The following is a 25,694-nucleotide window of genomic DNA, read 5'->3' on the forward strand; positions in this document are numbered from 1 at the left end:
CCGCAGCCTTATTCCGGGTCGGGCGGCTGCCAGACGGCGCGGACCAGATAGATCGGGCGTTGTTTGCTTTCTTCGTAAAGCCGGCCAAGGTATTCGCCGAGCACGCCGAGTGCGAGCAGCTGCACGCCGCCAAGAAACAGCACGGCGACCAGCAGCGAGGGGTAGCCCTTGACCGGGTTGCCGTAGACCAGTTTGTTGAAGATGGTGATGATTGCGTAGATGAACGCAAACACCGAAACGCCGAACCCGAGGTAGGACGCAAGCCGCAGCGGCGCGCTGGAGAAGCTGGTGATGCCCTCGATCGCGAAATTCCAGAGCTTCCAGTAGTTCCAGGTGGTGGTGCCCGCGTGGCGCGGCGCGCGGTCGTAGGTGATGGTCGCGGTGCGAAATCCGACCCAGGCGAACAGGCCTTTCATGAAGCGCCGGCGTTCCGGCAGGCGTTTCAGCGCCTCCAGCGCGGGCCGTGAGATCAGGCGGAAATCGCCGGTATCGGCCGGAATATCGACCTGGCTCATCCGGTTGATCACCCGGTAGAACGCGTGCGCGGTGGCGCGTTTGACCGGGCCATCGCCCTCGCGCGAGGAGCGCACGGCGTTCACCACCTCGAAACCTTCGCGCCATTTCGCGATCAGCGCGGGGATAATCTCCGGCGGGTCCTGCAGATCGGCATCGAGCGGGATGACGGCATCGCCCCGCGCAAAGTCGAGCCCTGCGGTCAGGGCGGCTTCCTTGCCGAAATTGCGCGACAAGTCGATCACGCGCACGCGGGCATCGCGCTCGGCGAGGGCGACCAGCCGGGCGAGCGTGTCATCGCGGCTGCCATCGTTGACGCAGACCAACTCCCACGGATCGGCCCCGGCATCGAGCACGGCGGCGAGGCGGGCGTGCAGGGTCTGCACGTTTTCGGCTTCGTTATGAAACGGCACGATGATCGAAATGAGCGATGGCGCCGGCGGTAAGGCGTTGGTCATTGCGCGTGCCGTCCTTTCGGGCTGATCCATCGCCCCACCATCTGCCACATCAGAACCAGTGCGCCCAGCCAGAAACCGAGCCACGCGAAGCCCGCGTAAGGCGGCGTAAAGCGGAAGCGGACGATGTTGCGTCCCGCATGCAGCGCGATGCTCTGCACCACGGCGTGATGCACATGAATAGCAACCGGCGCGCCGTTATCGGTCGCGTGCCAGCCGGCCATGAAGAGTTCGCGGCGGATCAGCGTCGCGGCGGCAGGGCAATCGATGATCGCGCCATTCACGCTGTGCGCGCCGATCCGGCAGGCGGCGCCGGTGGTGGTGTAGAATGGCTTTGCGCCGGCCAGCCGCCAGATCGTCATCAACTTGTCGGTATAGACTTTGCGGAACAAGGCTTGGTCGGGGCGGACGCTGAAGGCGATTTCGGGGCTGCGGTGCAGGATTGTGCCGGCCGTGGCGGTGGTCAGATGGCTATGGGAGGCCGGGTACAGCCAGATGGCGTCTGGCGAGGTACCGGAGATATGATCGATTTCGAGCGTGAAGGCCGCACCGGGTTGCAGCGGAATTGCTGGCGCGAGCGGCACGGTGAACGGCATGTTGTCGTGCGAGCGGCGCAGATCCGCGCTGCCGATGCCACAGAGACCGTTGCTGCATAGTCTCATGGCCATGGTACCGGTTGCGGTGTTGTCGTAATTGCCCTGGTTGACGCCGATCTGGCTGATCGGGGGCATGGCGGCGAGGCCTGGCGGCGCGATGCCGCGCACGGTGACGGATTGGCCGGGATAAAGCGGCAGGGCTGTGGCGCGACCGTGCGGGGCGGGGTACGTCATCGATGGGCTGAGCGCGGCATCGGGTCCGGTCAGAACGTAGCGCACGCCGAGATATCGATAGTCCCGCTGAAAGTGCTCGATGTCGTGCGCGGCGCCGCCGATTGAAAACGGCCGGAACGGTGCAAAGAAAATATCGCCATTGCCGAAGCTGGGATTGTCGATCAGATGATGGCGGACGAAATGCACCCAGTTCGCCGCGACCGGCAGATAGATATGATTGAGGCTGGGCAGGCGGAAATAGGCGCTGTAGTTGGGGTCGAGCGGGCCTAACGTGTAGTAACGGTGCAAACCAAGGTGAGACTTCAGATAGTCGATCCCGCGCCGGTCAAGCGTGCCGGGTTGGTGGCCGGATAGCTGCGGCACAATGAACAGCAGCATCGCATTGACCACGATGAGGCCGGCAAGGCACCAACGGCGACACTCGCCCCGCAGGACGAGCCAGACGATGACGACCAGCCCGAGGGCGATCAGTTCGAAACCGAGCGCGCGCACCAGCCAGAACACCATGACGCCCCGATAGGCCGCGTGCCAGTGCCAGGCTGCCGCCCAGGGCGATGCCAAATCGATCGCAAGGCCGAGGATGGCCAGCGTCACGATCAGCGGGATCAGCGGTTTGACGCGGTTGGACCGCAGATCATCGATCGCGAAAGATGCGGGAATGATCAGGGCGAGTTCCCAACTCGGCGAGGAATAGCGCGAGAACACGACATTCTTCATCAGCGGCACGGCATTCACCAGCGCCATGATCGGCGGAAAGCCGAACGTCTTTCCTAGGCTGAGCACGATCCACACCGCCAGCAGCGCAACCAGCGGCCGATCACGCCGGGAGGCGAAACCGGCGGCGCCGAACAGGACCAGCAGCAGGCCGACATAGCCGCCGGTCGAGGCTGAGACATCGAGCAGGAGGGGGCTGGCGGCGCCCATGCCGAGCGGGCCATACACATAGGGCAGAACCGTGACCGCGAAGCCACGGTAATTGATGTAATCGGTGCCGAACTGATGGGTGGCAAAGACACCGCTCGCCATCGAGAAATCGAAAAACGCGATGATCTGCGGCGATGCGATCAACAGTCCCGCAACGCCGCCGAGCGTGATGCTGCCAATGAAGCGGCGCAGGTCCGGTACCTGGAACGCCCGAACCACCGCCCAGAGCAGGGCGAGCACGCCATCGATATAGGCCGTTTCGGGAAACCCGGCGAGGATCGACCCGCCGATGCCGAGCCCGACCAGCACGATTGCGCGGCGCTGGTGGGCGGGGTCGCGCGCATCTTCGATCCCGTGCAGCAGCAGCGGCAGGAACGGCATCACGTTCAGGATGGTTTCGCCCGGCACCCAGGCGAAGGTGCCGCTGAAGGCGAACAGCAGCCCGCCCGCCAGCGCGCTCAACCGGCCAAGCTCGAGCCGCCGGAGCAAAGCGAATGTAGCGATGCCGGCAAAAATCTGGAGGGAAATTTCGAGGCAGATGATGCCGCTCTGAAACGACAGCAGCAGCACGAAGGGCAGAAACAGCGCCGCCGGCTGCATCTCGCCGGCCAGCGGCAGGCCGATGCCGGAATAGGGGTTCCACCACGGGATGATGAAATGCAGCCAGTCCTGCGCTGCAAGATGGCCAAGGGCCTGGTTCGTCCAGCCAACATTGGGGTCGCTGAAATCCAAGGCGAAGATAATGCTGCGGCCGATGCCGGTGACCGCACCGGATTCCGTCCAGATCGGGTTGGAACTGAGGCCGGTGAGCCAGGAGGCGGCGTGGCCCAGAAACGGCGCGAGGATGAGGATCAGGATCGGCACGCGGGGGTAGCGGTCGAGATGTTCCGCAGGCAGCGAGCGGGCGCGATCCAACCGCGGTGCCGCGCGGGATTTCATGCGCGAGAGGGACGGCGTTTCTGGTAAACGGCGCTGAACTGGACAGCCAGCAACGCGGCAACACTGAGCCAGAAGACCAGCCAGGCCAGTTGTGAAAACGGTGGCGCGAAGTGAAACCGAATGCGGTTCTCGCCCGGCTTAAGTGATATTTTCTGAACTATGTCATGATCGGGCGTGATCATGACGGGAGCGCCGTTGATGGTCGCGTGCCAGCCCGGCATGAATAATTCGCGCCGGACCAGTGCATCCGGCCCGCTACATTGAGCGATGACACTGTTCAAACGCATCACCCGAAGCGTACATGCTGAACCGTTCGTCGTATAGAAATTATCGGCATGGCGGACGCGCCAGATATCCATCAGCTGATCAGCATAGACATGCGTGAACGCGTGGCGGTTGGAACCCGTGTTGAAAACCAGCTGTACGGTCTGCCCCTTCAGCGTCTGGCCGGATGAGGTTTTCAAGCTCTGGTCGGGGCCAGCGCCGGGCCACAGCCAGATTGCGTCGGGGTGACTGCCGGTGGCGTGGTTGATCGTCACGCTCAAGCGATCGCCGGGGTTTATTGTAAGCGGCGGACTGATATTGATATGGAATGCGCTGTTATCGGCCGATGAGTCGAGATTGGCGCTGCCGGTCGAACAAAGGTTCCGGGCACAAACGGAAACGCTCAATATACCCGTCGCGGTGTTGCCGTAATTACCCTGAAAAATGCCAATCTCGGAGATCGGGCCAAGTTTTGAGAACACTGCCGGGGCAATTCTGCTCAGTGTCAATGACTGGCCCTGGCCAAGTTCGACCACGCTCTGTCGCGCACGATTGTCCGGGATCGAGATCGTCGATGTCAGTTGAACGCCCGGGCTCGCCACGATGTAGCGCACACCGAGGAATCGGTAGTTCTTGATATAGCGCTGCACATCGTTCATCGCCGTTGTGATCTGCATCGGCGGGAACGGTGCCCAGAAGATGCCGCCGTTCTGGCTTGCTGCCGAGGGAAACAGCGATTTTTCAATATAGGCCGTCCAGTTCAAGGAGACCGGAAGATAGTTATGGTTGACGTTCGGGATCGAAAAATACGCGCTGTAATTGGGCTGAATCGGCCCGACGGTATAAAATCGGTCAAGTCCGCTATGGGTTTTCAGGTAGTCGATCGCCGGCACATCGACCCGCCCTGGGCGGACGCCCGATAACTGCGGAACGGCGAACATGGCCATGGCGTAGGCAACCAGCGCGCCGCCGGCCATGGCACGCCCGCTCGGGCTGCGAAATCGCAGCCAGAGCAGCGATATCAGGATGATTGCGGCAATCTGAAAACCGCCCTCGCGCCAGAGCCACCGTGCCATGATCGCACGATTGGCGTCCGACCAGTGCCAGACCGCGGCCCAAGGCCATGCCAGTGCAAAGGATGCGACGAGCGCGACAACCGCACCCGCCAGCCCGATCCGATAACGCCACCCACCATGGTCCGACAGATCGAGCGCGCGCGCGATCAGTATAACGACCGCCAATTCCCAGGCCGGTGACGAGTACCGGAAAAACTCGGTATCCTTCATGAACGGCAACAAATTCATGGCGTACATGATCGGCGGGATGCCGAAGGTTTTGCCGGCGGATAATACGAGCCAGAGCACCAGGATAACGGCAATCGACCGATCGCGCCCGGTCAACGCGCCCATGATGGCGAACAGCAAGGCTGCCGCGCCAATATACCCGCCTGTCCCGCCTGAAATCGTCAATAACAAATTGTTGCCCAGGCTGGTACCGAGCGGCCCGTAGACGAACGGAATAATGACTTGTGCGGCACCTCGCGGATCGAGCGTGACACCACCGAGCGTATGAGATTGGAATACGTTGGTGAGGATCGTGAAATCGAAGAAGGCGACGATCTGTGGTGCCGCCAGCATCAGGCCGAGGATGCCGCCGATCGCTACAATCAAGGCGAATTTCAACCGCTCCGCGTTGCCGATGAAACGGCATATCGTCCATAACAATGCCAGGAGACCGTCGATATAGGCGGCCTCAGGAAAGCCGGCGAGCAACGATCCACCAATGGCCAGCGCAATCACCACGACCGCGCGACGGCGGGTTGCGGCATCGCGGGCATACTCGATGCCGAGCAGCAGCATCGGCAGGAACGGCAGAACATTGAGGATGGTCTCGCCTGGAACCGAGGTGAATGTGCCGTTGAACTCGAACAGAAGCGCGCCGATCAGCGCGCTCACGCGGCCCAGATCCAACCGGCGCAGCAAACAAAACGTCATCAACCCGGCAAAGATCTGCAGCGTGATCTCCAGCCACACGATGCCATCCTGAAACCCGAGTAGCAGAGCGAACGGCAGAAACATTGCCGCCGGCTGCATCTCGCCGGCGAGCGGCAGGCCGATGCCCGAATAGGGATTCCACCACGGTATCCGGCCATGCAGCCAATCCTGCGCGGCAAGATGGCCAAGCGCCTGGTTGGTCCACCCTACGTTCGGATCGCCGAATTGTGATCCGGCCAGCCAGGGCTGACCGACTCCGAGCACCGCGCCGGAGACGGTCCAGATCGGGTTCGAACTCAGCCCGAGGATCACCGATGGCAGATGGCCGATCAGCGGTAGCAGCACCAACAAAACCGGGATGATCCAGGGTCGGCGATCGAGAACAGAGGACGAAGCGCTTGGCGGGTCGGTGGCGGTCAGCGGCTTGGTCCCCAAACGGTATCTCCGGAACGTAGTGCGGTCGTGGCGCCGCACGTGGCTGATTGCGTGTAACGGCGAATTCGCGATCGGTCCATGCCGAACCGCCGCACGTGCCAAATGCTGGGCAATCGGGCATGATCTTGCGCATGAACCGATTCCGCTGGCCGCATCTGATCGCACAATTGGGGCTGGCCGGTCTGTTTCTGGTCCTCAGCCTCGCCACCGGCCTGCGCCTCGCGTTGCTCACGCCGATCGGCCAGGTGGCCGATGAGCCTGCGCATATCGCGCGGGCCGGGGCGTTGTTGCACGGCCAGTGGCTCGGGCGGCGGGTGCCGTTCAAGCCGGTTGGCAAGGCCGAGGTGATCGTTCCGGCGACGCGGATCAATTTCGGATTGTTGAATGCCTCGATCGGCGAGATGAACGCCACCTGCACAGCGCCGGCCTCGATCGCCAGTACCGCGCGCCAGCCCTGGACCAAGGCGCAGATCATCGACATCGATTTCAACACAACCCAGTATTTTCCAGCACTTTATCTGCCCGGCACGCTCGGCATCGCGGCCGGCCGCGCGGTCGGGCAGCGCCCGTTGGCCGCGCTGTTCACCGGGCGGGTGGGCATGTTGCTCGCCTATGTGCTGGTCGGCACGCTCGCCATCGCGATCGCGCGGTTCGGCCGCGCCGTGCTGTTCGCCACATTGTCGTTCCCCGAGGCGCTGAGCCTTGGCGCGTCGTTCAACCAGGATGGCATGTTGATCGCGCTCAGCGCGCTGGCCGGTGCGTTGCTCACGCTCGATCCGGTGCGGCATCGGCGGTGGCGCTGGTGGTTTCTGCCGGTGATGACGCTGATCATTCTCTCCAAGCCGCCCTACGGGCTGTTGCTGTTCGCGGTGCTGGCGCCGCTCGCGCTGCCGCACCGCTGGCGGCGCCTGGCGCTGACCGCGCTTTGGGCAGTCCCGCCGCTGATCTGGGTCGCGATCATGACGCGGGTCTCGCTGATGCCGTATCTGCTCGGCCCGTATCATCCCGGCCCGCTCTGGCCGGGGCCGGCCGGCACGATGTTCAGCACGACCGATCCGGCGGCCGCCGCGCGCGCGTTTCTGGCCGACCCCGCCCGGCTGCTCACCCTGCCGGTCGGGTTTCTGGTGGCGAATTTCGGGTTCCTGGTGAAATCGGGCATCGGCATGTTGGGCTGGCTGAGCATCAGCCTGGCGCCGCCGGCCTATCTCGGTTGGGACATCGCCAGTCTGTGTGCCGCGCTCGGCGTGCTGGCGGCGCCGCGCGCAGCTGGGCTGCGCTGGTCCTGGCGCGATGCGGCGCTGATCCTGGCGCTGGTTTCCCTCAGCGTGCTGGCGGTCGAGATTGCGGTCTATCTGAGTTGGGACAAAGTGGGCAGCGCGACGATCTACGGTCCGCAGGGCCGCTATTATCTGTTGTTCCTGCCGTTCCTGATGCTGATAATTCCCCGCCTCGGCGGGCGGATCGGCGCCATCGCCGCGCCGCTCAGCGCGTTGCCGGCGGTGGTGATGGCGGCGATCGATGTCTGGTACATCCCCGGCCTGCTGCTGCGGCGCTTCTGCCTGGGTTGAAGGCCGGCGCTATCTCGTTTTCGTGAGATACGCCTTTGACGGCGGGTTTTACCGCGCCCACGCCCCCTGCCCGCTTGCGTTCACCGCGTTTGAAGGCATCTTGGAGGGCATTGCTCTCGATGGGGGATATCCATGAACGCTTTCACGACGACGCCGTTGATTTCGCGGGCCGCACTGTTCGGCAATCCGAGCCGGCGGGGTGCGGCGATCAGCCCGGATGGGGCGCATATCACGTTTCTGGCACCGTTGGATGGGGTGATGAATGTGTTCATCGCCCCGCGCGCCGCGCTCGATCAGGCAACGCCATTAACCCGCGAAACTAAGCGCGGCGTGCCGTTTTATGAATGGGCAAAGGATTCGCGCCATGTGCTGGTCGTGCGCGATACCGATGGGGACGAGAATTATCACATCCACGCCGTCGATATCAAAACCGGTGCGGCGCGGGATTTGACGCCGTTCGAGGGCGTGCGGGCGGAGCTCGCGAAGGTTTCGCGCCAGCACCCCGGGGCGGTCGTGATCAGTCATAACGCGCGCAATCCGCAGTTTCCGGATGTGGTCCGGGTCGATATCGCGACCGGTGAGACAACGATGATCGCAGAAAATCCCGGGTTTGCCAGCTTCGGGATCGATGATGATTTCGCGGTGCGGTATGCGGTCGTGATCCAGCCAGATGGCAGCCAGCTGGTGCTGCGGCCGGATGCGGCTGCGGGGTGGGCGGAGTTCATGCGGTTCGCGCCGGAGGATGCCATGACATCCGGCATCGAAGATCTTTTCGCGTCGGATGGCAGCACGCTGCTGCGATCGAGCGCGGGGCGGGATACCGCAGCGTTATATCGGCTCGATTTCGCAACCGGTGCGGCACACGAAATTGCGGCGGATGAACGGGCGGATATCGGCGCGGTCCTGGTCGATCCGCACTCGAAAGCGCCGCTGGCCTACAGCGTGAATTACGAGCGCAACCGGTATGTGGCGCTCGATGCGGCGGTGGCGGCGGATCTGGCGTTTCTGGATGGGGCGGGGATCGGTGACTGGGGCTTGCAATCGCGCACCGATGACGACCGGTTGTGGGTGGTCGGCGCCGATGCGGATACCGCGCCGGCCGCAGCGTATCTGTACGACCGGACTTTGAAGACGCTGGAAAAACTCTATGATTCGCGCCCTGAACTCGCGGATGCGCCGCTGGCGGCGATGCATCCGGTGGTGATCGACGCGCGCGATGGGTTGAAGCTGGTATGTTACCTGACCCTGCCAAAGGGGAGTGATGAGGCAACACCGGGGCGGCCGGCGCAGGCGTTGCCGATGGTGCTGATGGTGCACGGCGGGCCGTGGGCGCGCGATATATTCGGCTACAATTCCTACCATCAATGGCTGGCGAACCGGGGTTACGCGGTGCTCTCGGTCAATTTCCGCGCCTCCACCGGGTTCGGCAAGGGGTTTCTGAACGCGGGCAACAACGAATGGGGCCGCGCGATGGACGACGATCTGCTCGATGCGGTGGATTGGGCGATCGGGGCCGGCATCGCCGATGCGTCGCGCATTGCGATCATGGGCGGATCCTACGGCGGCTACGCAACGCTCGCGGCGATGACGCGCAACCCGACCAAATACGCCTGCGGGGTCGATATCGTCGGCCCGTCGAATCTGGAAACGCTGCTGGCGACGATCCCGCCCTATTGGGAAGCGGCGAAGGCGATTTTCCATAAATCGATCGGCAATCCCGACACCGCGGATGGCCTTGCGCTGCTGCGCGAGCGCTCGCCGGTACATCTCGCGGACCGCTTGGCCCGGCCGCTGCTGATCGGCCAGGGTGCCAACGACCCGCGGGTGAAGCAGGCGGAATCCGACCAGATGGTCGCGGCACTGAAGGCAAAAGGGATCGCGGTGACCTACGTGCTCTTCCCCGACGAAGGGCACGGGTTCGCCCGGCCAGAGAACAATATTGCGTTCAACGCGATTACCGAGCAGTTTCTCGCAGCGCATCTGGGCGGACGGGCGGAGCCGATCGGGGCGGATGAAATCTCCCGCTCCACCGCGCCGATATTGGAAGGTGCCGATACGCTCTCATGACGACCGAACCGAAATCGCCGCTGATCACCCGCAAACGCGTGATGCTGGGGCTGGAACTCATCTTCAACTTCCTGCTGCCCTGGATCGTGTATCGAGTGGCGAAACCCCATGTCGGCGAGATCCACGCCATCATGGCCTCGGCCGCACCGCCGATGGCCTGGAGCCTGGTGGAGTTTGCCCGCAAGCGGCGGGTGGACGCCATTTCGGTGATGGTACTGGGCGGCATCGGACTTTCACTGCTCGGCTTCGCGCTCGGCGGGTCGCCGAAATTGCTGCTGATGCGGGAATCGCTGATCACCGGGTTGATCGGCATCGTGTTCGTGGGCTCGGCCATCATCGGCCGGCCATTGATGTTTGTGCTCGCGAGCGCCAGCCTGAAACGCCAATCCGCCGAAGACAGCGCCGAGTTCGAAACCTACAAAGACGATCCCGCCTTCCGCCGCATGATGGGCGTAATGACCATCGTGTGGGGCATCGGCTTCATCGCGGAAACCGCCGTCCGCAGCGTGCTGGTATTCTCGCTGCCGGTCGGACGATTCCTGATCATCGGGCCAATCGTCGGATACTCGACCATCGGCCTGCTGATGCTGTGGACCTTCCTATACGGCCGCGCTGCCGAAAAACGGGGGGTGTTGTCGTGAGGCGAGAAAGCAAGCAAGGCGGGGGGCTTTGCCCCCTCGACCCCCACTAAGGGCGAGGCCCTTAGAACCCGCTAGTTTTAGGGGTAGGGAGGGCATCCAGACCATACCGGTTCAGAGCCCAGCAGCCGCCCTCCCTACCCCTAAAACTAATGGATTTTAAAGGCTCCGCCTTTAACGGGGTCCAGGGGCAGAGCCCCTGGCCTTGCTTACTTCACCGCCGCGTCACAAAAACCCCGTCGATATCCACGGCACGGCGGCGATGATGATCAAGGTCACCACGAGGGTGGCCATGTAGGGCCAGATGCGGGTGACGGCTTCGTCGCTCGAGGTTTTGCTGATCAGGCAGGTTTGGTAGAAGCCGACGCCGAAGGGTGGCGAGAACAGGCCGATGCCCATCGCGAGGATCGAGACGATGGCGTATTGAACGACGTTGATGCCAACCTGTTGGGCGATCGGGAACAGGAGGGGGCCGAACAGGACCATGGCGGGCAGGCCTTCGAGCACGCTGCCGAGCACGATGAACAGCAGGATCGAGACGGCCATGAACCCGTATTTGCCGCCGGGGATGCCGGTCATCGCGGCGGTCAGCGCCTGGGCGAAGCCGGCCTGGGTGAGTGCCCATGCCATGGCGCTGGCGGCGCCGATGATGAGCAGGATGGCGCCGGACAGGGCGGCGGTTTCGACCAGCAGGGGGAACAGGCGTTTTAGGTCGAAGCTACGGTAGATCGTGATGCCGACGAAGACGGCGTATATGACGCCGATGGTGGCGACTTCGGTGGCGGTGGCGATGCCGGCGAGCACGGCGTAGCGGATCAGGAAGGGCAGGATCAACGCGGGGATGGCGATGATGAACAAGCGCAGGGCCTCGCGCGGGGCGACGCTGGTGCCGCTGGGTGTTTCGCCGCGGGTACGAAAGAAGATCAGCACGATAAGGCCGAGGGCCGCGACCGCGGCGGGGAGCAGGCCGCCGGTGAACAGGGCGGCGGTGGAAACGCCGGTGACGGCGCCGACAATGATGAGAACAAGGCTGGGCGGAATGGTTTCCGACATGGCGGCGGCCGAAGCGAGCTGGGCGACGAGTTCGCCGGGCGGGATGCCGCGCCGTTTCATTTCGGGCAGCAGCACAGGGGCGACGGCGGCCTGATCGGCGGCTTTGGAGCCGGAGATGCCGGCGATGAGGTAGATGGCGCCGATCAACACATAGGACAGGCCGCCGCGCCGGTTGCCGACCAGGGCGGTGAGCAGGTTGACGAGGGCGCGGGCGATGCCGGTCATTTCCAGCAGCAGGCCGAGGACGACGAACATCGGCACGGCGAGCAGCTCGATCGAGGCCATGCCCTGGTCCATCTGGCTGATCACGATGGAGAGCGGAATCGAGGTGGTAAAATAGATGTAGCCGATGGTGGCGATACCGAACGAGAAGGCGATGGGCACGCCGGCGAAGATGCAGATACCGACGATGACGACGAAAAAGACGATGAGGTCGCCGTTGCCGATGTCGTAGAGCAGATTTTCCGAAGCCCACAGGCCAACGCCGATGGCGATGCCGATGCCAAGGGTGATTAACAGTTCGGGCCAGGTGATACCGGCGAAGAGTTGGCGGAGGGCGACGTAGAACAGCATGAGCAGGGCCAGGATTTGCCCCGCGACTTCCCATGATCCAGGGATATGCAGGGTTGGCGTGGTGATCGCCTGCTGCGCCGCCATGTAGTCGAGCCCGGGGATAATGAGTTCGAGCGTGAACACCGCGACGATCAGCCCGGCGAGCCGGGCGAGGAAGCGCTGGCGGGAGGGGCTGAGTTTGGCGACCAGCACGGTCATGCGCATGTGTTCGCTACGGCGCAGGGCAATCACGGCGCCGAGGCTGACGAGCCACAGGAACAGGATTTCGGCGAGTTCGTTCGACCAGATCAGCGGCTTGTCGAGCCCGTAGCGGAACACGACGCCGACGAACAGGATGACGATTTCAATGACAACCAGGGCTGCGGCGAGCCCCTGGCTGACCCAGTCGACCGCCGTGTCCAGCCGCCCCAGAAGGGCGGCTGGCAGCGTCGTTTTTGGTGTCATCACGCGAACGCTGCGGCCGGCTCAGGCCAGCTTGCCGGTGTAGGCCTCGAGCGCGGACCACAGGCTGGGGCCGAACTTGGCCTGCCAGTCCTTGTAGAACCCGGCCTTGACCAGCGCATCCTGAAACTGGCTGGGGTCGGTGGTGTTGAACATCATGCCCTGCTTGGTCAGCTTGCCTTGCAGCGAGTTGTTCAGCGTGTTGTTGGCCATGCGCTGCTTGGGCGCCTGTTCGTTGAAGGCGGCTTCAACAATCTTGCGATCGGCGGCGGGGAGCGATTTCCAGAAGGTGGCGTTCACCAGCATCCAGTAGCCGACCCACATGTGGTTGGTCATCGAGCAGTATTTCTGGACCTGGTAGTATTTCTGCGTCTCGATCAGGCCGAGCGGATTTTCCTGGCCATCGACCACCTTGGTCTGCAGCGCGGTGTAGAGTTCGGCGATATTGAGCGAGGTTGGCGCGGCGCCGAGATATTTGAACAGCGAGACCGAAATCGGGCTGGGCGGGACGCGGATCTTGAAGCCCTTGAGGTCTGCGGGCGTCTTGATCGGCGTCGTGCTCGTGGTGATCTGGCGGAAGCCCTCGTCCCAGATGCGGCGCATCGGGTAGACGCCGGCCTTCATGATGTCGGCGCGAACCACATCGCCCACTTTGCCGTCGAGCGCCTTCCAGGCGGTTTCAATATTTTTGAACGCGAACCCGACGTTGTCGATCGCGGCACTCGGCACCAGGCTCGAGAGAATGTTATCACCGATGCCCATCATCTGGATCGCGCCGGAGCGCACTTCGGAGAGCATATGCGTATCATCGCCCAGTTCGTTGCTGGGGAACACCTGCACGCGGACGCGGCCCTTGGTTTCAGCGGCGATCATCTTGCCGGCTTCGGTCGCGTGGATGGCGGTGGGATGATCGATCGGCACGTCCAACCCGAGCTTGATAACATGAGGGCGCGCCGCGCGGGCCGAGCCGGGGGCCAGAGCCGCGGCACCGGCAGCGGCGCCGGCGCCGAGCAGGAATTGCTTGCGTGAAATACCGGTGGTCATCGGATGATTTTCCTTTCGTTTGCGCCATCGACGCATTCAATGATCGCAATGAATAAATCAGAGTTTTGCGCAGCCGTACGCGGCCCCCGTCTATCCGGTTCACCTCACTTTGACAAACCCTGGGCGGCGTTACGGCGGTCCCTACCATGGTCGATCCGGTCTTCGGGGGTCGCGCCGGCCCGAGCCACCAGGCGTCACAATCCTGTCGCAGGAAACCGCTTGACAGACTCTACGCAATGTCTGCGATAGTATAGACATGAAATCGGGACTGGTATCATCACCGCGCGCTTGACCGCACCGGCAACTCGGCACATCGACGGGCAGATGACACGCCCGGATGATCAGGAATGACCGAAACCACCCCAACCGCCGCGACCACCCAGAATTTGCGCACGCTCCACATCGTCACCTGGGGCTGCCAGATGAACGCCTACGATAGCCTCCGCATGGCCGATGTGTTGCGTCCCCTCGGCTACCGCGAAGTCGCGACCGACGATGCCGACATGGTCATCTTCAACACCTGCCACATCCGCGAGCGCGCCGCCGACAAGCTGTTCTCCGCCCTCGGCCGCCTCCGCGCGGTGAAAGACGCCCGCAACGGCCGCATGATGATCGCCGTCGCCGGCTGCGTCGCCCAGGCCGAAGGTGCTGAAATCCTGCGCCGCGCCCCCTATGTCGATCTCGTGGTCGGCTCGCAGGCCTACCATAAACTCCCCGAACTGATCGCCGCGGTCGAAGCGCAACACGCCGCCGTGATCGATACCGATTTCCCCGCGGAACAAAAATTCGACTTCCTGCCCGAAACCCAGTCGAGCCAGGGCCCGATCGCCAATCTCGCGATCCAGGAAGGTTGCGACAAATTCTGCACCTTCTGCGTCGTCCCCTACACCCGCGGCGCCGAAGCCAGCCGTCCCGTCGCCGCCATCATCGCCGAAGCCCGCCGCCTGATCGCAGGCGGTGCGCGCGAGATTGCCCTGCTCGGCCAGAACGTCAACGCCTGGCACGGCGAAGGTCCGGACGGCAAGATCTGGCCTCTCTCCCGCCTGCTCGCAACGCTGGCCGACCTGCAAGACCTCGCCCGCCTGCGCTACACCACCTCCCACCCGCGCGACATGAGCGACGACCTGATCCAGGCCCACCGCACCAACCCCAAGCTCATGCCCTTCCTGCACCTGCCCGTGCAATCCGGCGCCGATGCCATCCTCACCGCGATGAACCGCCGCCACACCGCCGACGATTTCCGCCGCATCGTCGAAAAACTCCGCAACGCCCGCCCCGATATCGCCTTCTCGTCCGATTTCATCATCGGCTTCCCCGGCGAGACCGATGCCGATTTCGCGGCCACCATGGCCCTCGTGCGCGAGGTCGAATTCGCCCTCGCCTACAGCTTCACCTACTCCCGCCGCCCCGGCACCCCCGCCGCCGACGCGCCCAACCAAATCCCCGCCTCGCTCGCCCACGCCCGCCTGATGGAATTACAGGAAACGCTGCGCAACCAGCAGCACGCCTTCAACCGCGCCCAGGTCGGCAAGCGGTTCGATGTCCTGTTCACCGGCCCCGGCCGCCACCCGGGCCAGATCGCCGGCCGCTCGCCCTATCTGCAACCCGTCGTGGTCGAACACGCCAATCTCGCCCAAGGCAGCATTCATCCCGTGACAATCACATCCGCCAACCCCAACTCCCTCATGGCCACACTCAACCAGGAGCAAATCGCAGCTTGAGCCAGATCATTGCGCCACAGGCTTCGCTATCCCGCACTTTAACCTTCAACAACAACGGCTTGTTATCGGTTCTTGTGGGCGACCACGACCGCAACCTCGCCCGCATCGAACAGCGCCTCGGCGTCCGCGTCGCCTGCCGCGGCAACCGCGTCTCGATCTCGGGTGAACCCAGCAAGGTCGAAGCCGCCGAAATCGCCCTCTCCTCGCTCTACCAGCGCCTCGCCCGCGGCGAAGCGATCGACGCCGCCGAGGTCGATGCCGCCGCCCGCCTGGTCGACCCCGCCGCCGACCCCCGCCTGCCGCTGTCCGACCTGCCGGCCATCCGCACCCGCAAGGGCGCCGTCGGCCCGCGCAGCCCCGGCCAGACCGGCTACATCGAACTCCTCGCCAAGCATGAAATGGTCTTCGCCATCGGCCCCGCCGGCACCGGCAAGACCTATCTCGCCGTCGCGCAAGCCGTCGCCATGCTGATCTCCGGCCGGGTCGACCGCATCGTTCTCTCCCGCCCCGCGGTCGAAGCCGGCGAACGCCTCGGCTTCCTGCCCGGCGACATGAAGGAAAAAGTCGACCCCTATCTCCGCCCGCTCTACGACGCGCTGCAGGATCTCCTCCCCGGCGACCTCATGACCCGCCGCATGGCCGCCGGCGAAATCGAAATCGCCCCCCTCGCGTTCATGCGCGGCCGCACCCTCGCCCACGCCTTCGTCATCCTCGATGAAGCCCAGAACACCACCCCCGTGCAGATGAAAATGTTCCTCACCCGCATGGGCGAAGGCACCCGCATGGTCATCACCGGCGACCTCTCGCAGATCGACCTGCCCACCGGCGCGCGCTCGGGCCTCGCCGATGCGCTGGACACGCTCGAAGGTGTCCCCGGCATCGGCATCGCCCGCTTCGGCGTGGGCGATGTCGTGCGCCACCCCCTGGTCGCCCGCATCGTCGAAGCCTACGACCAGCGCATGACCGCCCAGCAGGAGCGCGAACGCGGTCACTGATGGAGCCTTCCGAACCTTACAGTAAGCCCCCCCACGCCGCTCCGCCGGCGCGGGGGGAGATCATCGTCGCCAACCCGGCCTGGCGCCGCCACGTCAAGGCGCCCGAGCGCCTGATCGCCCGCGCCCTCACCATCGCCGGCCGTCACCCGACCATCATCCTGTCGGACGATACCACCGTCAAACGCCTCAACGCGCGCGACCGGGGTCGCAACAAGCCCACCAACGTCCTCACCTACGAAACCCCGCCCGAAATCATCCTCGCCCTCGGCATCGTCCTGCGCGAAGCCGCCGCCGCAAACCGCCGCCCCGCCCACCACCTCGCCCATCTGATCATCCACGGCGCGCTGCACCTCGCCGGCGAAGACCACCACACCGCCGGCGAAGCCCGCCGCATGGAACGCATGGAATCCCGCCTGCTCGCCAAACTCCGGGTTCCGAACCCCTGGAAGCACCAGTCATGACCGCGCGCAGGGTTGGCGTGGCGGCTGCGCGCCAAACGACCGATCATCGTCATCGGCTCCGCAGGAGACGATTTCGATGAGCGGTAGCTGGTTCACCAAACTCCTCCACAAAATCCGCGACCAGCCCGATCTGCGCCAGCAGATCGGCGAACTCATGGAAGAAGCCAACGCCGAAATCGACGCCGAAGACGGCGCCGGCACCGGGCTCGATCGCCAGGAACGCGCCCTGATCGCCAATGTGCTGCGCCTGCGCGGCTTCAATGCCGACGACGTCATGATCCCCCGCGCCGACATCATCGCCATGCGCGCCGATGTCACGCTCGATCAGTCGATCGACCAGATGCGCCGCGAAGGCCACTCCCGCATGCCCGTGTTCGGCGAACATCTCGACGACATCCTCGGCATGGTCCACGTCAAGGACGTCCTCGGCTACACCGGCAAACCCGAAGCCTTCAACCTGCGCGCCATCCTGCGCAAACCCCTGATGGTCGCCCCGCAAATCCCCGTGCTCGACCTGCTGCTGCAAATGCGCCAGCGCCGCATCCACCTCGCCCTGGTGATCGACGAATACGGCGGCGTCGACGGCCTCGTCACCATCGAAGACCTGGTCGAAACCATCGTCGGCGACATCGATGACGAACACGACGAAATCGAAGGCCCGATGATCACCGAACGCGAAGACGGCAGCATCGACCTCAACGCCCGCCTCCCCATCGAAGACTTCATCGCCCGCTACGGCGACATCCTGACCGAAGAAGAACGCGAAACCGACCTCGACACCGTCGGCGGCCTGGTCTTCACCCTCGCCGGCCGCGTCCCCACCCGCGGCGAAATCCTCCGCCACCCCTCAGGCCTGGAATTCCTGATCCTGGACGCCGACGCCCGCCGCATCCGCCGCCTCCGCGCCCGCCAGATCGACCAGCAAACCCCAGCGACACAATGACCGCACCATGCAAGTTCGCCGCGTCCTGATCGCCGCCCTCGCCCTGATCGCGGCACGCGCGCCGATCGCCCGCGCCGCCAATCCACCGCTCGCCGACGTGGCGCTCGCCGGCGGCAAAACCCTGTCCTATTTCGTCTCCCGACCGCCGAACCCCGGCCAGACCAGCGCCCTCATCGCCATCCAGGGCTACCCGCGCGATGCCAACCGCACCTTCCACGCCGCCGCCCGTGCCGCCCGCCAGGCCGGACGCTTAGCGACAACCCTGGTCATCGCCCCCATCTTCCAGGTGCCGCCCCCCGAGGCCGCCCGGTTCTGCCATTTCCACGGCGTGCCGGGCCCCGCGCCAACCAACGCGCTCTGGCGGTGTGGCACCTGGCTCGACGGCGCGCCCGCCAGCAACACGCCGATCACCTCATTCGGCGCCATGAACGCGCTGATCGATCAAATCCACCGCCGCTATCCGGACGTCCGCACCATAACCATCGCCGGTTTTTCAGCCGGCGCCCAGTTCACCCAGCGCTACGCCGCCTTCGCAGCCCCGCCACCCACGCCGGTGCGCGAGCGCTTTGTGATCGCCGATCCCAGCGCCTTTCTCTATTTCAACCGCTTCCGCCCGCACCCCAACCCGACCATGTGCCCCCGCTTCAATGACTGGAAATTCGGCACCGACCATCTGCCGCCCGACCTCGGTCGCAGCGCCGTCGCCGCCCGCACTGCCTACATCGCAGCCGACATCCATTACCTCGAAGGTGCGAACGACCAAGGCAAAGCCCGCAATACCGCCTACCGCATGCTCGAAAAAAACTGCGCCGCCGAAACTCAGGGCCGCTACCGCCTCGGCCGCGGCATCGCCTACGCCGCCTACGACCGCAAATTCCTCGCCCACGGCGGCCACAGCCTGACCATCATCCCAGGCTGCGCTCACAGCGTCACCTGCGTCTTCACCGCCAAACCCGCTGCCGCCGCCTTGTTCGGCAGACCCTGAACCTCAGCCCGCCAATCGATACGGGGCATCAAAGAAATAATAACAAGTCAAGCACTGCTTTTTTGAAAAAAGCAAAATTATGATGAGTATCCCTTGATACACATCAATCTGACGGCATCCCATCGGACATCGAGTTCCCCACCTTGGCAGCATCCGGCCGTGTGCCGTAACACCATACTAACCCGCTGGATGCGGCGCCCTTCCGTACCCCCACCAAATCCCGCCCCAGGCGTCCGTTAGCCCGCTTTCAGCATGCGCCAGTCACCCGATAGTCTCCCGACTTCAAACAACCATCGCCCAGAACCGCGCACGGTCTCCAACCCCAACCCCCTGCCGCCCCAGCATGCACGTCATACCGCACATATCGGCCAACCCCCGATCAAAACCGCGCCCAACCGCCAACACTTCTCACTAACGCATAAACCCGGTATTCCCGCACCGAAACAAACCAGCGGCAGGGAGACCAGCAACTTCAATGATAACGACCAACCAAAGAGCACAAACCACCGTCAACCTGATCGATGGACGTCCGGCCCGCGCCGTTTCGCGCAATCCTGCCCCAATTGTCCAAACGAGAACCCGGTTCCAAACCAGACTATCGCAGTTGATCGCATCCATCGCCCTCTTCGCCTTGGCCGGCTGCGCCTCCCCCTACCTGCCACCCGCAACCGGCCCCACAGCGAAATTGGATGTCGCGCTCGCCATCGGCCAAGGTAACGGATCACTGTCGTTCGATCGTTCGCCCGGCCTCCTGACCATCGATTTCGACCACACCGCCACAATTCTGAACGGCGACGCCCACAAGCAATCACAGACAACCGTCTCGATCCCCGCCGACCAGAACGACTTCTTCATCTACCTCGGTTTTCTCCGTGGTGGCACATGTAAAATACCATTCATTCTGCCCGTGAAATCCGGCCAAACCTACTTGATCCTCGCCGGCAACGAACCCCCACGCCCCTACACCGGCAGTTTTTTCGACAGGGTCGGCGAGGCCTTCATCCGCGGCAATGGCGTCTGCTACGTCCACGCCTTCGTGCGCGGCCCGCAAGGCAATTTCCTCCCCTACAAGCTCAAACACGGTTAGTCATTCCATACACCCACTAACCATCGGCTCTGATCGTCCCACAATTTACCCGCCGCGCGCCGATCGAAAATGAAACCAACAATGATAAACAAAACCCATAACACGAAGCGCTCACCCCTCCGGCGCGCGATCCTCCTGCCCGGCGCCGCAGTATTGGCCGCTCTTGCCGGTTGCGCGCCGCACCCCGCCACCCGCACGGCAAGCCAGCCAATCACCGCCCCGCAAAACCCAACGCCGCCGGCTCAGACGCAGGCGATGGCCACCTACGCCCACGCGATCGTACGCCAACTCCATCACGATCGCGCGTTCAACGCCATCCTCGCCCAGGTGGGTGTCAGCGCACCATTTGCCGCCCTCGTCGTCGTGACGCCGCAAGGTTACGTGCAAAAAGCCGGTGTCGCGAAGGGGGCCCTGCCACCGGCGGACAATGCCCCGGTCATCAATCATCTGATCAACGTCAATTTCGGCCCCTTCCTGCCCGGCATGCCCAATCGCCCGCTGACATTCGAATTCCCGGTCCACCCGGCGGCCGACGCGCCGAACCTGGCGGACACCGCGGCGTTCCACCAGCAAACCATCGTCGTCTATCAACCCAATCCGGTCCTGGTCGCTCGCGTCGGCTCCGCGGTGCCCCTGGCCGCCTACATCAAACAACTCGACGCAAGCCTCGCCGCTTTGTTCGATGCCATGCCCCCGCAGCACGGCGTCACCGCATCCCTGGTCATGGGCGTCAAACCCGGCCTCAAATCGCGCGCCTGGGTGGTAACCGGGCAGAACCACATCCCACCAGCTCTGATCGAGCGGATCAAGGCGGTGGCCGAGGCCGTACCACCCTTAAAAATCCAGGGCGGCCCGATCGCTTTCGCGATCATCTTCAACGTCTGGGGCGGCGGCGTCCCGATCACCGATGCGAAGCACCCCGTGCCATTCCCCAAACAATGGTACCACGGCGCGCCAAAAGGCGATTTCGAAGTGCCGGATGGCGTGTTCGCCCGGATTTGGCCGTAACGCCCCCCTCACGCCACCAGCCAGCTCGCCCCGCAGCCCCCATCCGCCGTCCACGCGAATTTCGCGCGCCGATGCCCGCCATGGTGCAGCCAAAGCCACTCCAACGAATCGAAATTCACCGCCAGCACGGCAAAATTGGCAAACCCCGCCTCGCTGAACACCGGGGCCGCCGGCGGTGCCGCAACCGACCGCCCCGGCCCCGGGTCGACCGCATAACACGCAAGGCTCGCCGGCAGAGCCCGCTGCCAAGCCGCGCGCGCCACCTCGTCATCCACGTGCAACCGCGCCGTCGCGCCCAGCCGGATCTGAATCGCCGCCCGCGCATCATAAACATGCACCGCAACGCGCGGCATCCGCACGATATCGCCGATTTTCTCGCCCCGCCGATCCGTATGCAGCGTCAACCGCCGCGCCGCCGCATCGAACCCGCGCAGCACCATGGTCCGCACCCGCGGCGCGCCATCCGCCCCCACCGTCGCCACGGTCGGCGTGCGAAACGCCGAACGCCGGTCCGCCACCCCGCGCGCGAACAGCCGGAACGCCGAGGCCACCACCGCGCCCAGATCATCAACCGGCGCACACAGCGCGCCCTCATCCCCCGCCATCGAATGATCCATCATCAACCCCGGCGCCGCGTCGCCGACGCACCCCGCCGCCAGAGCGGCCGCACCCGCAAAAACACCCGATACAAAACCTCCGCCGCCGCATCGAACGGCGGCACCGCAACCAGAACCCCCAGCCACCGCAAGCCGCGCATCCCGCGCCAGATCTCCGCAAACGCCGCCGCACCCGATACCAGCGTGCCATCCGCCCGCCGCACATGCATCCGCCCCAGCGCCGCCTCACGCGTCAGGCCCGCCCCCAGCTGCGCCCCATCCGCCCTGGTCACATCCAGCCACTCGAACCCCTCGCCACCCGCCCGGCGCCGATACTGGCCGATCTCGCGTGAACACACCGGGCAACCGCCATCGTAATAAACCACCGGCCGCGCGTCCGGCCGCTCATCGCTCAACCTGTCCATGCACGCCAGATTGGCGCGGATCATGGTTTTGCAATCACGCCCAGCCGCTACGTCGTCCCGCAAACCCAGTCCCGAAACAACGCCAGATCGATATTCCCCCCGCACAGCGGCAACCCGACCCGCTTGCCCGCCATCACCCCCGCCTCCTGCATCAGCGCCGCCAGCGGCGCCGCCCCCGCGCCCTCGGCCAGATTATGGGTATCCTGCCAATACGCGCGGATCGCCGCGGCAATCTCGTCATCCGTCACCGTCACGATCCGCGAAACCCCCGCCCGGATCATCTCGAACGCCGCCGGGTCGGGAATCCGCACCGCAATCCCATCCGCCCGCGTCATCGCGCTCTCTAAACTCACCGGCCGCCCCGCCGCCAGCGAGCGCGCATAGCTGGGCGCCCCCACGCTCTGCACGCCGATAATCTCGGTCGCCAACCCCAGCAGGTCGCGCGCCATGATCGCCCCGCAAACCCCCGAACCCAGCCCGATCGGCACATAAACCGCATCGAGCCCCGGCACCGCCCGAAACAATTCCAGCGCCCAGGTCGCCACCCCCAGCACCAGGTCCCGATGAAACGAGGGCGCGAACACCAACCCTTCCGCCTCTGCCAGCCGCATCGCCTCGATCCGCGCGGCATCGAAATCATCGCCATGCTCGATCAACCGCGCCCCCAGCGCGCGCATCGCCGCGTTCTTCTCGGTGCTGTTGCCCACCGGCACCACAATGGTCACCGCAATCCCGAACCGCGCCCCCGCATGGGCCAGCGACTGCCCATGATTGCCCCGCGTCGCCGAAACCACGCCTGGATGCCCCGGCCCACCCGCCGCCAACCGCTCCATATGCACCAGCCCGCCCCGCACCTTGAACGAACCGGTCGGCGTATGGTTCTCATGCTTCACCCACACCGCCGCCCCCGTCCGCGCCGCCAGCAGCGGCCAGGCGTACTGCGGCGTCCCCGCAAACGCCGCATGAACCCGCACCAGCGCCGCGTCCAACTCCGCCAACGAAAACATCATCATCCCCCCATCGCACCCGCGCAACCATCACCCGCCCAACATCGCGCACAACACCCCGATTACCCAGCCTTACACGTCCCTGTCGCACCCAAGCCCACCGTGGTTATCGCGCCCGGACCCGCGCAGCCGGAACCCGAACCACCGCCTGGGTGCCGACCACCACCGGCGCCCAGGATCGCCAAATATCAACCCCCACCGCCCCCACCGCCCCATCACAGTCATCTCATTGCGAATGAGGAACACCCTCGGGTGCACAACCGCTGGATTGCATCGAACGAGTCTTTGCCTGTCGGGCCAGATGCCGCCACCGAAACAAGGATTTCGAGGCAATAATCGCCAGCGCCTCTGTGGTGATTCTCCTTGCACATATCGGCTCACTCGTAAGAAAAATCGCCCGATATCGACAGGAGTACAACCACTCATAATCAGGGTCTGAGCAGCGAATTTTGTGGGAGACTACAAGGATAAAGCTTGGTAAAAATGGACACCGGGCGCGGAAGAGCATCACCTTATGCATGTTACCACCGCGCGCGATTAGGTGACCGTAATTGACCGGTTTCGGTCAGGCGAGTTTACCATGCCCGGAAATTAGGGTTTTTTGTATTGTGAACGAACGAATTTATTGAGCATAGATTTCAGACGTTCACGGCCCCACTGGATTGGCTGGATGTGTTCAGTCAAGCTTCCGGAGCTAGGGCACAAAAGTCAATGATGGTGTGTCCATGTTAAATGATTAGTCAGTCCTTCTTTTGGCGAAACGACAGTGTAATACCATTCAATTTTCCTAGGACTTGTTTCGCAACCTATAATAAACAAATAACACTCATGTGGGACTAAAAGTTTATTATCCATATTATTAAAAGAACTAAAGAAGCTTTTTTCTATTTTATATTTAACGAATTCTAGTCGATTTTCTAAATTATCTTTTTTATTTTCTATAATAGAATATGTTATTCCAACTTTCAGACCACATTTTACTGACAGTAATTTTTTGATTTCTCTTTGAAATTCCCGATAATTGTTTTCGTGTTCTATGGCAACGGATATTGGAAACCAGTCCCATTTTTCGGTTGGTGTGAATATAGCGTCTATACGCAAAGGTTCTCTCTGAGGGCAAACCAAACCAAATGATTCAGCCATCTGACGAATAACGGAATTATGATTATCAATCATAAAGAAAGACCAATTACTTGTATCTTCCCACAACTCTTTCCAATCAATATCTGAATATAATTCCCTATTTTTTTTATATTTATCGACGAATATATCAAAAAAATTCTTGGCATTTAGCGAGATGGGCGTCATGAATGCTCCTGTCTCAGAATCTCTAATTATGGAAATAGAGTCACGTGCGCACAACGACCAAGTGAGAGTGTTGCAAATTGAAACTATTATGGCGTTCCGGATGCAGGTCAAGCCATCGGTCTAGGATTTCATGCACCCTGCCAAGCGTCACGCGGAATTGGACCGCGAAACAGCCATTCGAATAATTCGCAATCATCCCACGGTTACAGGCAAGGAGACGTAATGTCGCATTCGGTCCTAAAATCAGAACGATCGGGTCGTATAAACGGTCAGATGGGCGGACAACACGCGCTCGTCGCGGATTGTCAAAATTTTGGGCAGGCGATTTTACTCTGCTGGAAAAAAAGGGTTTGGGCATTAAGAGCGGCGGGCTTTACTGGGCGTTGCTTTTGGAAAAAGGCGACCGTGGCAGTTTCAGCCAATCGGCGCGGTACTGAAACTCAAAATTTTGCAACGGATTTATGTGACGATCCCAAGATATCCAGCCACGCCGGTACCGGCTTGAATTCCTGCATTCCGGCCGCCCATCACGAGCAGCGCTTTTGGTGAGATTGTAGGGTGACGAAGAAACATGAACAAGTCCATGCCAGACAGCACCGAAGCGCCCAGCACGGTAACCGCTTCGGGGTCGATGCCCATCAGCATACCTGTAGCTGAGGCACCCTCTATGATTCCAACGTTGATTTCTACGAATATGCAGGCGCCGGTAAAATCATGTTTGGATAATTCCGCTCCCCTGAATTCGGCTGTCATGAAGATTTTGCCGGTGTTCCACCAAGGCATCGGGGCGACTGTACCGGCAATGCTGTGGCCGATCACGCTCAATTCGAGCTTGCCGATCCTCGGCAACTTGAGACCGAAGCCCGCGCCAGCACCGATCCCGCCGTAGTTGAAACGCTCCAGTCTCTTTCGAGGGTTAACCATGACGATCTGACCACCTGTCGCGGCGAAGACGTCGATATTGATCCCCGCACTGCCTGCGGTTTTGAACGCCCAATTACTGGGCCGAACGCCAAGCGCCATTTCAGGACTCCATCATCGCTTCACAAACAAGGCTGGAAGCACCAGCACGGCTAGCATAAAACTGCCGATGACAGCTAACATAATTGACGAGAAATATACGGCTCCAGGTCGATCGACGCATGCGGTTTCTTCTGGTTTTGCCGGATCATAGATAACTCTGATATGTTGCACGCCTGTTACTCGCACGGCACCGCCTTGTGGAAAGGTGACGATCTGTCCGGTTCTGGTGGTGAACCGGATATCAGGATGGGCCGAACCGAATTTCGATTTGATCGCAGTGCCAACTGCGAATGAGGCCGTCTTGACGAACGCCGCCCGCTGGTGTGCCAGAACGCCGGCCGCGATCAGAAGGCATACACCAAGGAGGCCGAACAGAAGGCGCATGACGGGTACCCTG

21 protein-coding genes are annotated in these 25,694 nt (G+C 62.9%); 10 read left to right on the forward strand and 11 right to left on the reverse strand.

What is annotated here, in order from left to right:
- Positions 1–8: 8 nt before the first annotated feature.
- Genes BW994_RS03300 through BW994_RS03310 form a run of 3 tightly spaced genes read right to left on the reverse strand, consistent with a single transcriptional unit; the run spans position 9 to position 6,354 of the window.
- Positions 9–971 (reverse strand): glycosyltransferase family 2 protein, encoded by a 963-nt coding sequence (locus BW994_RS03300; RefSeq protein WP_029310809.1) that lies wholly within the window; start codon positions 969–971, stop codon positions 9–11.
- Positions 968–3,661 (reverse strand): glycosyltransferase family protein, encoded by a 2,694-nt coding sequence (locus BW994_RS03305; RefSeq protein ID WP_076454356.1) that lies wholly within the window; start codon positions 3,659–3,661, stop codon positions 968–970. The genes BW994_RS03300 and BW994_RS03305 overlap by 4 nt, the downstream gene beginning before the upstream one ends.
- Complete coding sequence (locus BW994_RS03310; RefSeq protein ID WP_139333959.1) at positions 3,658–6,354, reverse strand: YfhO family protein; 2,697 nt, start codon at positions 6,352–6,354, stop codon at positions 3,658–3,660. The genes BW994_RS03305 and BW994_RS03310 overlap by 4 nt, the downstream gene beginning before the upstream one ends.
- A 131-nt stretch (positions 6,355–6,485) precedes the next feature.
- Here BW994_RS03310 and BW994_RS03315 point away from each other — a divergent pair, with 131 nt between their 5' ends.
- From BW994_RS03315 to BW994_RS03325, 3 genes are all read left to right on the forward strand, one after another.
- The gene (locus tag BW994_RS03315) at positions 6,486–7,922 is read left to right on the forward strand and encodes a DUF2142 domain-containing protein (RefSeq protein WP_051657164.1); all 1,437 of its coding nucleotides are present in this window, start codon (positions 6,486–6,488) and stop codon (positions 7,920–7,922) included.
- A 132-nt stretch (positions 7,923–8,054) separates the two neighbouring features.
- On the forward strand, positions 8,055–9,989 hold the full coding sequence (locus tag BW994_RS03320; protein WP_029310812.1) for a S9 family peptidase: 1,935 nt from the start codon (positions 8,055–8,057) through the stop codon (positions 9,987–9,989).
- Entirely contained in the window at positions 9,986–10,630 is a 645-nt protein-coding gene (locus BW994_RS03325; RefSeq protein WP_051657165.1) for a VC0807 family protein, read from the forward strand. The genes BW994_RS03320 and BW994_RS03325 overlap by 4 nt, the downstream gene beginning before the upstream one ends.
- 222 nt (positions 10,631–10,852) lie before the next feature.
- Here the strand turns inward: BW994_RS03325 and BW994_RS19030 are convergent, their stop codons facing one another.
- Positions 10,853–12,697 (reverse strand): TRAP transporter large permease, encoded by a 1,845-nt coding sequence (locus tag BW994_RS19030; RefSeq protein ID WP_051657166.1) that lies wholly within the window; start codon positions 12,695–12,697, stop codon positions 10,853–10,855.
- Positions 12,698–12,718: 21 nt separating this feature from the next.
- Positions 12,719–13,738, reverse strand: a complete 1,020-nt coding sequence (locus BW994_RS19035; RefSeq protein WP_029310815.1) for a TRAP transporter substrate-binding protein — start codon at positions 13,736–13,738, stop codon at positions 12,719–12,721.
- 347 nt (positions 13,739–14,085) lie between these two features.
- Between BW994_RS19035 and miaB the strand changes: the two genes are divergently transcribed.
- From miaB to BW994_RS03370, 7 genes are all read left to right on the forward strand, one after another.
- A complete protein-coding gene (gene miaB / locus BW994_RS03340) occupies positions 14,086–15,459 on the forward strand; it encodes a tRNA (N6-isopentenyl adenosine(37)-C2)-methylthiotransferase MiaB (protein ID WP_029310816.1) in 1,374 nt (457 codons plus the stop codon).
- Positions 15,456–16,454 carry a PhoH family protein gene (locus BW994_RS03345; protein WP_029310817.1) on the forward strand — a complete coding sequence of 333 codons (999 nt, stop codon included), beginning with the start codon at positions 15,456–15,458 and terminating at the stop codon, positions 16,452–16,454. Before miaB ends, BW994_RS03345 begins: the two co-directional genes overlap by 4 nt.
- Complete coding sequence (gene ybeY, locus BW994_RS03350; protein ID WP_029310818.1) at positions 16,454–16,915, forward strand: rRNA maturation RNase YbeY; 462 nt, start codon at positions 16,454–16,456, stop codon at positions 16,913–16,915. The genes BW994_RS03345 and ybeY overlap by 1 nt, the downstream gene beginning before the upstream one ends.
- A gap of 76 nt (positions 16,916–16,991) precedes the next feature.
- Entirely contained in the window at positions 16,992–17,858 is an 867-nt protein-coding gene (locus BW994_RS03355) for a hemolysin family protein (RefSeq protein ID WP_029310819.1), read from the forward strand.
- 7 nt (positions 17,859–17,865) lie between these two features.
- A complete protein-coding gene (locus tag BW994_RS03360) occupies positions 17,866–18,843 on the forward strand; it encodes a hypothetical protein (protein WP_029310820.1) in 978 nt (325 codons plus the stop codon).
- 604 nt (positions 18,844–19,447) lie between these two features.
- Entirely contained in the window at positions 19,448–19,930 is a 483-nt protein-coding gene (locus BW994_RS03365) for a hypothetical protein (RefSeq protein WP_029310821.1), read from the forward strand.
- 81 nt (positions 19,931–20,011) lie between these two features.
- Positions 20,012–20,938, forward strand: coding sequence for a hypothetical protein (locus tag BW994_RS03370; RefSeq protein ID WP_139333960.1), 927 nt, complete (start codon positions 20,012–20,014; stop codon positions 20,936–20,938).
- 8 nt (positions 20,939–20,946) lie between these two features.
- Here the strand turns inward: BW994_RS03370 and BW994_RS03375 are convergent, their stop codons facing one another.
- The 6 genes from BW994_RS03375 to BW994_RS03395 form a co-directional block, all read right to left on the reverse strand.
- Positions 20,947–21,558, reverse strand: a complete 612-nt coding sequence (locus tag BW994_RS03375; protein WP_211252755.1) for a pyridoxamine 5'-phosphate oxidase family protein — start codon at positions 21,556–21,558, stop codon at positions 20,947–20,949.
- Positions 21,558–21,959: a thiol-disulfide oxidoreductase DCC family protein gene (locus tag BW994_RS03380; protein WP_051657174.1), complete on the reverse strand. Its 402-nt coding sequence runs from the start codon at positions 21,957–21,959 to the stop codon at positions 21,558–21,560. Before BW994_RS03380 ends, BW994_RS03375 begins: the two co-directional genes overlap by 1 nt.
- Positions 21,960–22,006: 47 nt before the next feature.
- Complete coding sequence (locus BW994_RS03385) at positions 22,007–22,972, reverse strand: threonine dehydratase (RefSeq protein ID WP_342667827.1); 966 nt, start codon at positions 22,970–22,972, stop codon at positions 22,007–22,009.
- Positions 22,973–23,674: 702 nt separating this feature from the next.
- Complete coding sequence (locus BW994_RS19040) at positions 23,675–24,274, reverse strand: hypothetical protein (RefSeq protein WP_139333961.1); 600 nt, start codon at positions 24,272–24,274, stop codon at positions 23,675–23,677.
- Between the two features lie 459 nt (positions 24,275–24,733).
- Positions 24,734–25,297 (reverse strand): hypothetical protein, encoded by a 564-nt coding sequence (locus BW994_RS03390; protein WP_029310826.1) that lies wholly within the window; start codon positions 25,295–25,297, stop codon positions 24,734–24,736.
- A 12-nt stretch (positions 25,298–25,309) separates the two neighbouring features.
- On the reverse strand, positions 25,310–25,681 hold the full coding sequence (locus tag BW994_RS03395; RefSeq protein ID WP_076454362.1) for a DUF3592 domain-containing protein: 372 nt from the start codon (positions 25,679–25,681) through the stop codon (positions 25,310–25,312).
- Positions 25,682–25,694 lie beyond the last annotated feature (13 nt).

This window comes from Acidiphilium rubrum, assembly GCF_900156265.1.
Classification (GTDB): Bacteria; Pseudomonadota; Alphaproteobacteria; order Acetobacterales; family Acetobacteraceae; genus Acidiphilium; species Acidiphilium rubrum.

Coding starts and splice junctions, on each gene's coding strand:
- BW994_RS03300 (WP_029310809.1), bottom strand. CDS start 971: ATGACCAACGCCTTACCGCCGGCGCCATCGCTCATTTCGATCATCGTG.
- BW994_RS03305 (WP_076454356.1), bottom strand. CDS start 3,661: ATGAAATCCCGCGCGGCACCGCGGTTGGATCGCGCCCGCTCGCTGCCT.
- BW994_RS03315 (WP_051657164.1), top strand. CDS start 6,486: ATGAACCGATTCCGCTGGCCGCATCTGATCGCACAATTGGGGCTGGCC.
- BW994_RS03320 (WP_029310812.1), top strand. CDS start 8,055: ATGAACGCTTTCACGACGACGCCGTTGATTTCGCGGGCCGCACTGTTC.
- BW994_RS03325 (WP_051657165.1), top strand. CDS start 9,986: ATGACGACCGAACCGAAATCGCCGCTGATCACCCGCAAACGCGTGATG.
- BW994_RS19030 (WP_051657166.1), bottom strand. CDS start 12,697: ATGACACCAAAAACGACGCTGCCAGCCGCCCTTCTGGGGCGGCTGGAC.
- BW994_RS19035 (WP_029310815.1), bottom strand. CDS start 13,738: ATGACCACCGGTATTTCACGCAAGCAATTCCTGCTCGGCGCCGGCGCC.
- miaB (WP_029310816.1), top strand. CDS start 14,086: ATGACCGAAACCACCCCAACCGCCGCGACCACCCAGAATTTGCGCACG.
- ybeY (WP_029310818.1), top strand. CDS start 16,454: ATGGAGCCTTCCGAACCTTACAGTAAGCCCCCCCACGCCGCTCCGCCG.
- BW994_RS03355 (WP_029310819.1), top strand. CDS start 16,992: ATGAGCGGTAGCTGGTTCACCAAACTCCTCCACAAAATCCGCGACCAG.
- BW994_RS03360 (WP_029310820.1), top strand. CDS start 17,866: ATGCAAGTTCGCCGCGTCCTGATCGCCGCCCTCGCCCTGATCGCGGCA.
- BW994_RS03370 (WP_139333960.1), top strand. CDS start 20,012: ATGATAAACAAAACCCATAACACGAAGCGCTCACCCCTCCGGCGCGCG.
- BW994_RS03375 (WP_211252755.1), bottom strand. CDS start 21,558: ATGATGGATCATTCGATGGCGGGGGATGAGGGCGCGCTGTGTGCGCCG.
- BW994_RS03380 (WP_051657174.1), bottom strand. CDS start 21,959: ATGGACAGGTTGAGCGATGAGCGGCCGGACGCGCGGCCGGTGGTTTAT.
- BW994_RS03385 (WP_342667827.1), bottom strand. CDS start 22,972: ATGATGATGTTTTCGTTGGCGGAGTTGGACGCGGCGCTGGTGCGGGTT.
- BW994_RS19040 (WP_139333961.1), bottom strand. CDS start 24,274: ATGACGCCCATCTCGCTAAATGCCAAGAATTTTTTTGATATATTCGTC.
- BW994_RS03390 (WP_029310826.1), bottom strand. CDS start 25,297: ATGGCGCTTGGCGTTCGGCCCAGTAATTGGGCGTTCAAAACCGCAGGC.
- BW994_RS03395 (WP_076454362.1), bottom strand. CDS start 25,681: ATGCGCCTTCTGTTCGGCCTCCTTGGTGTATGCCTTCTGATCGCGGCC.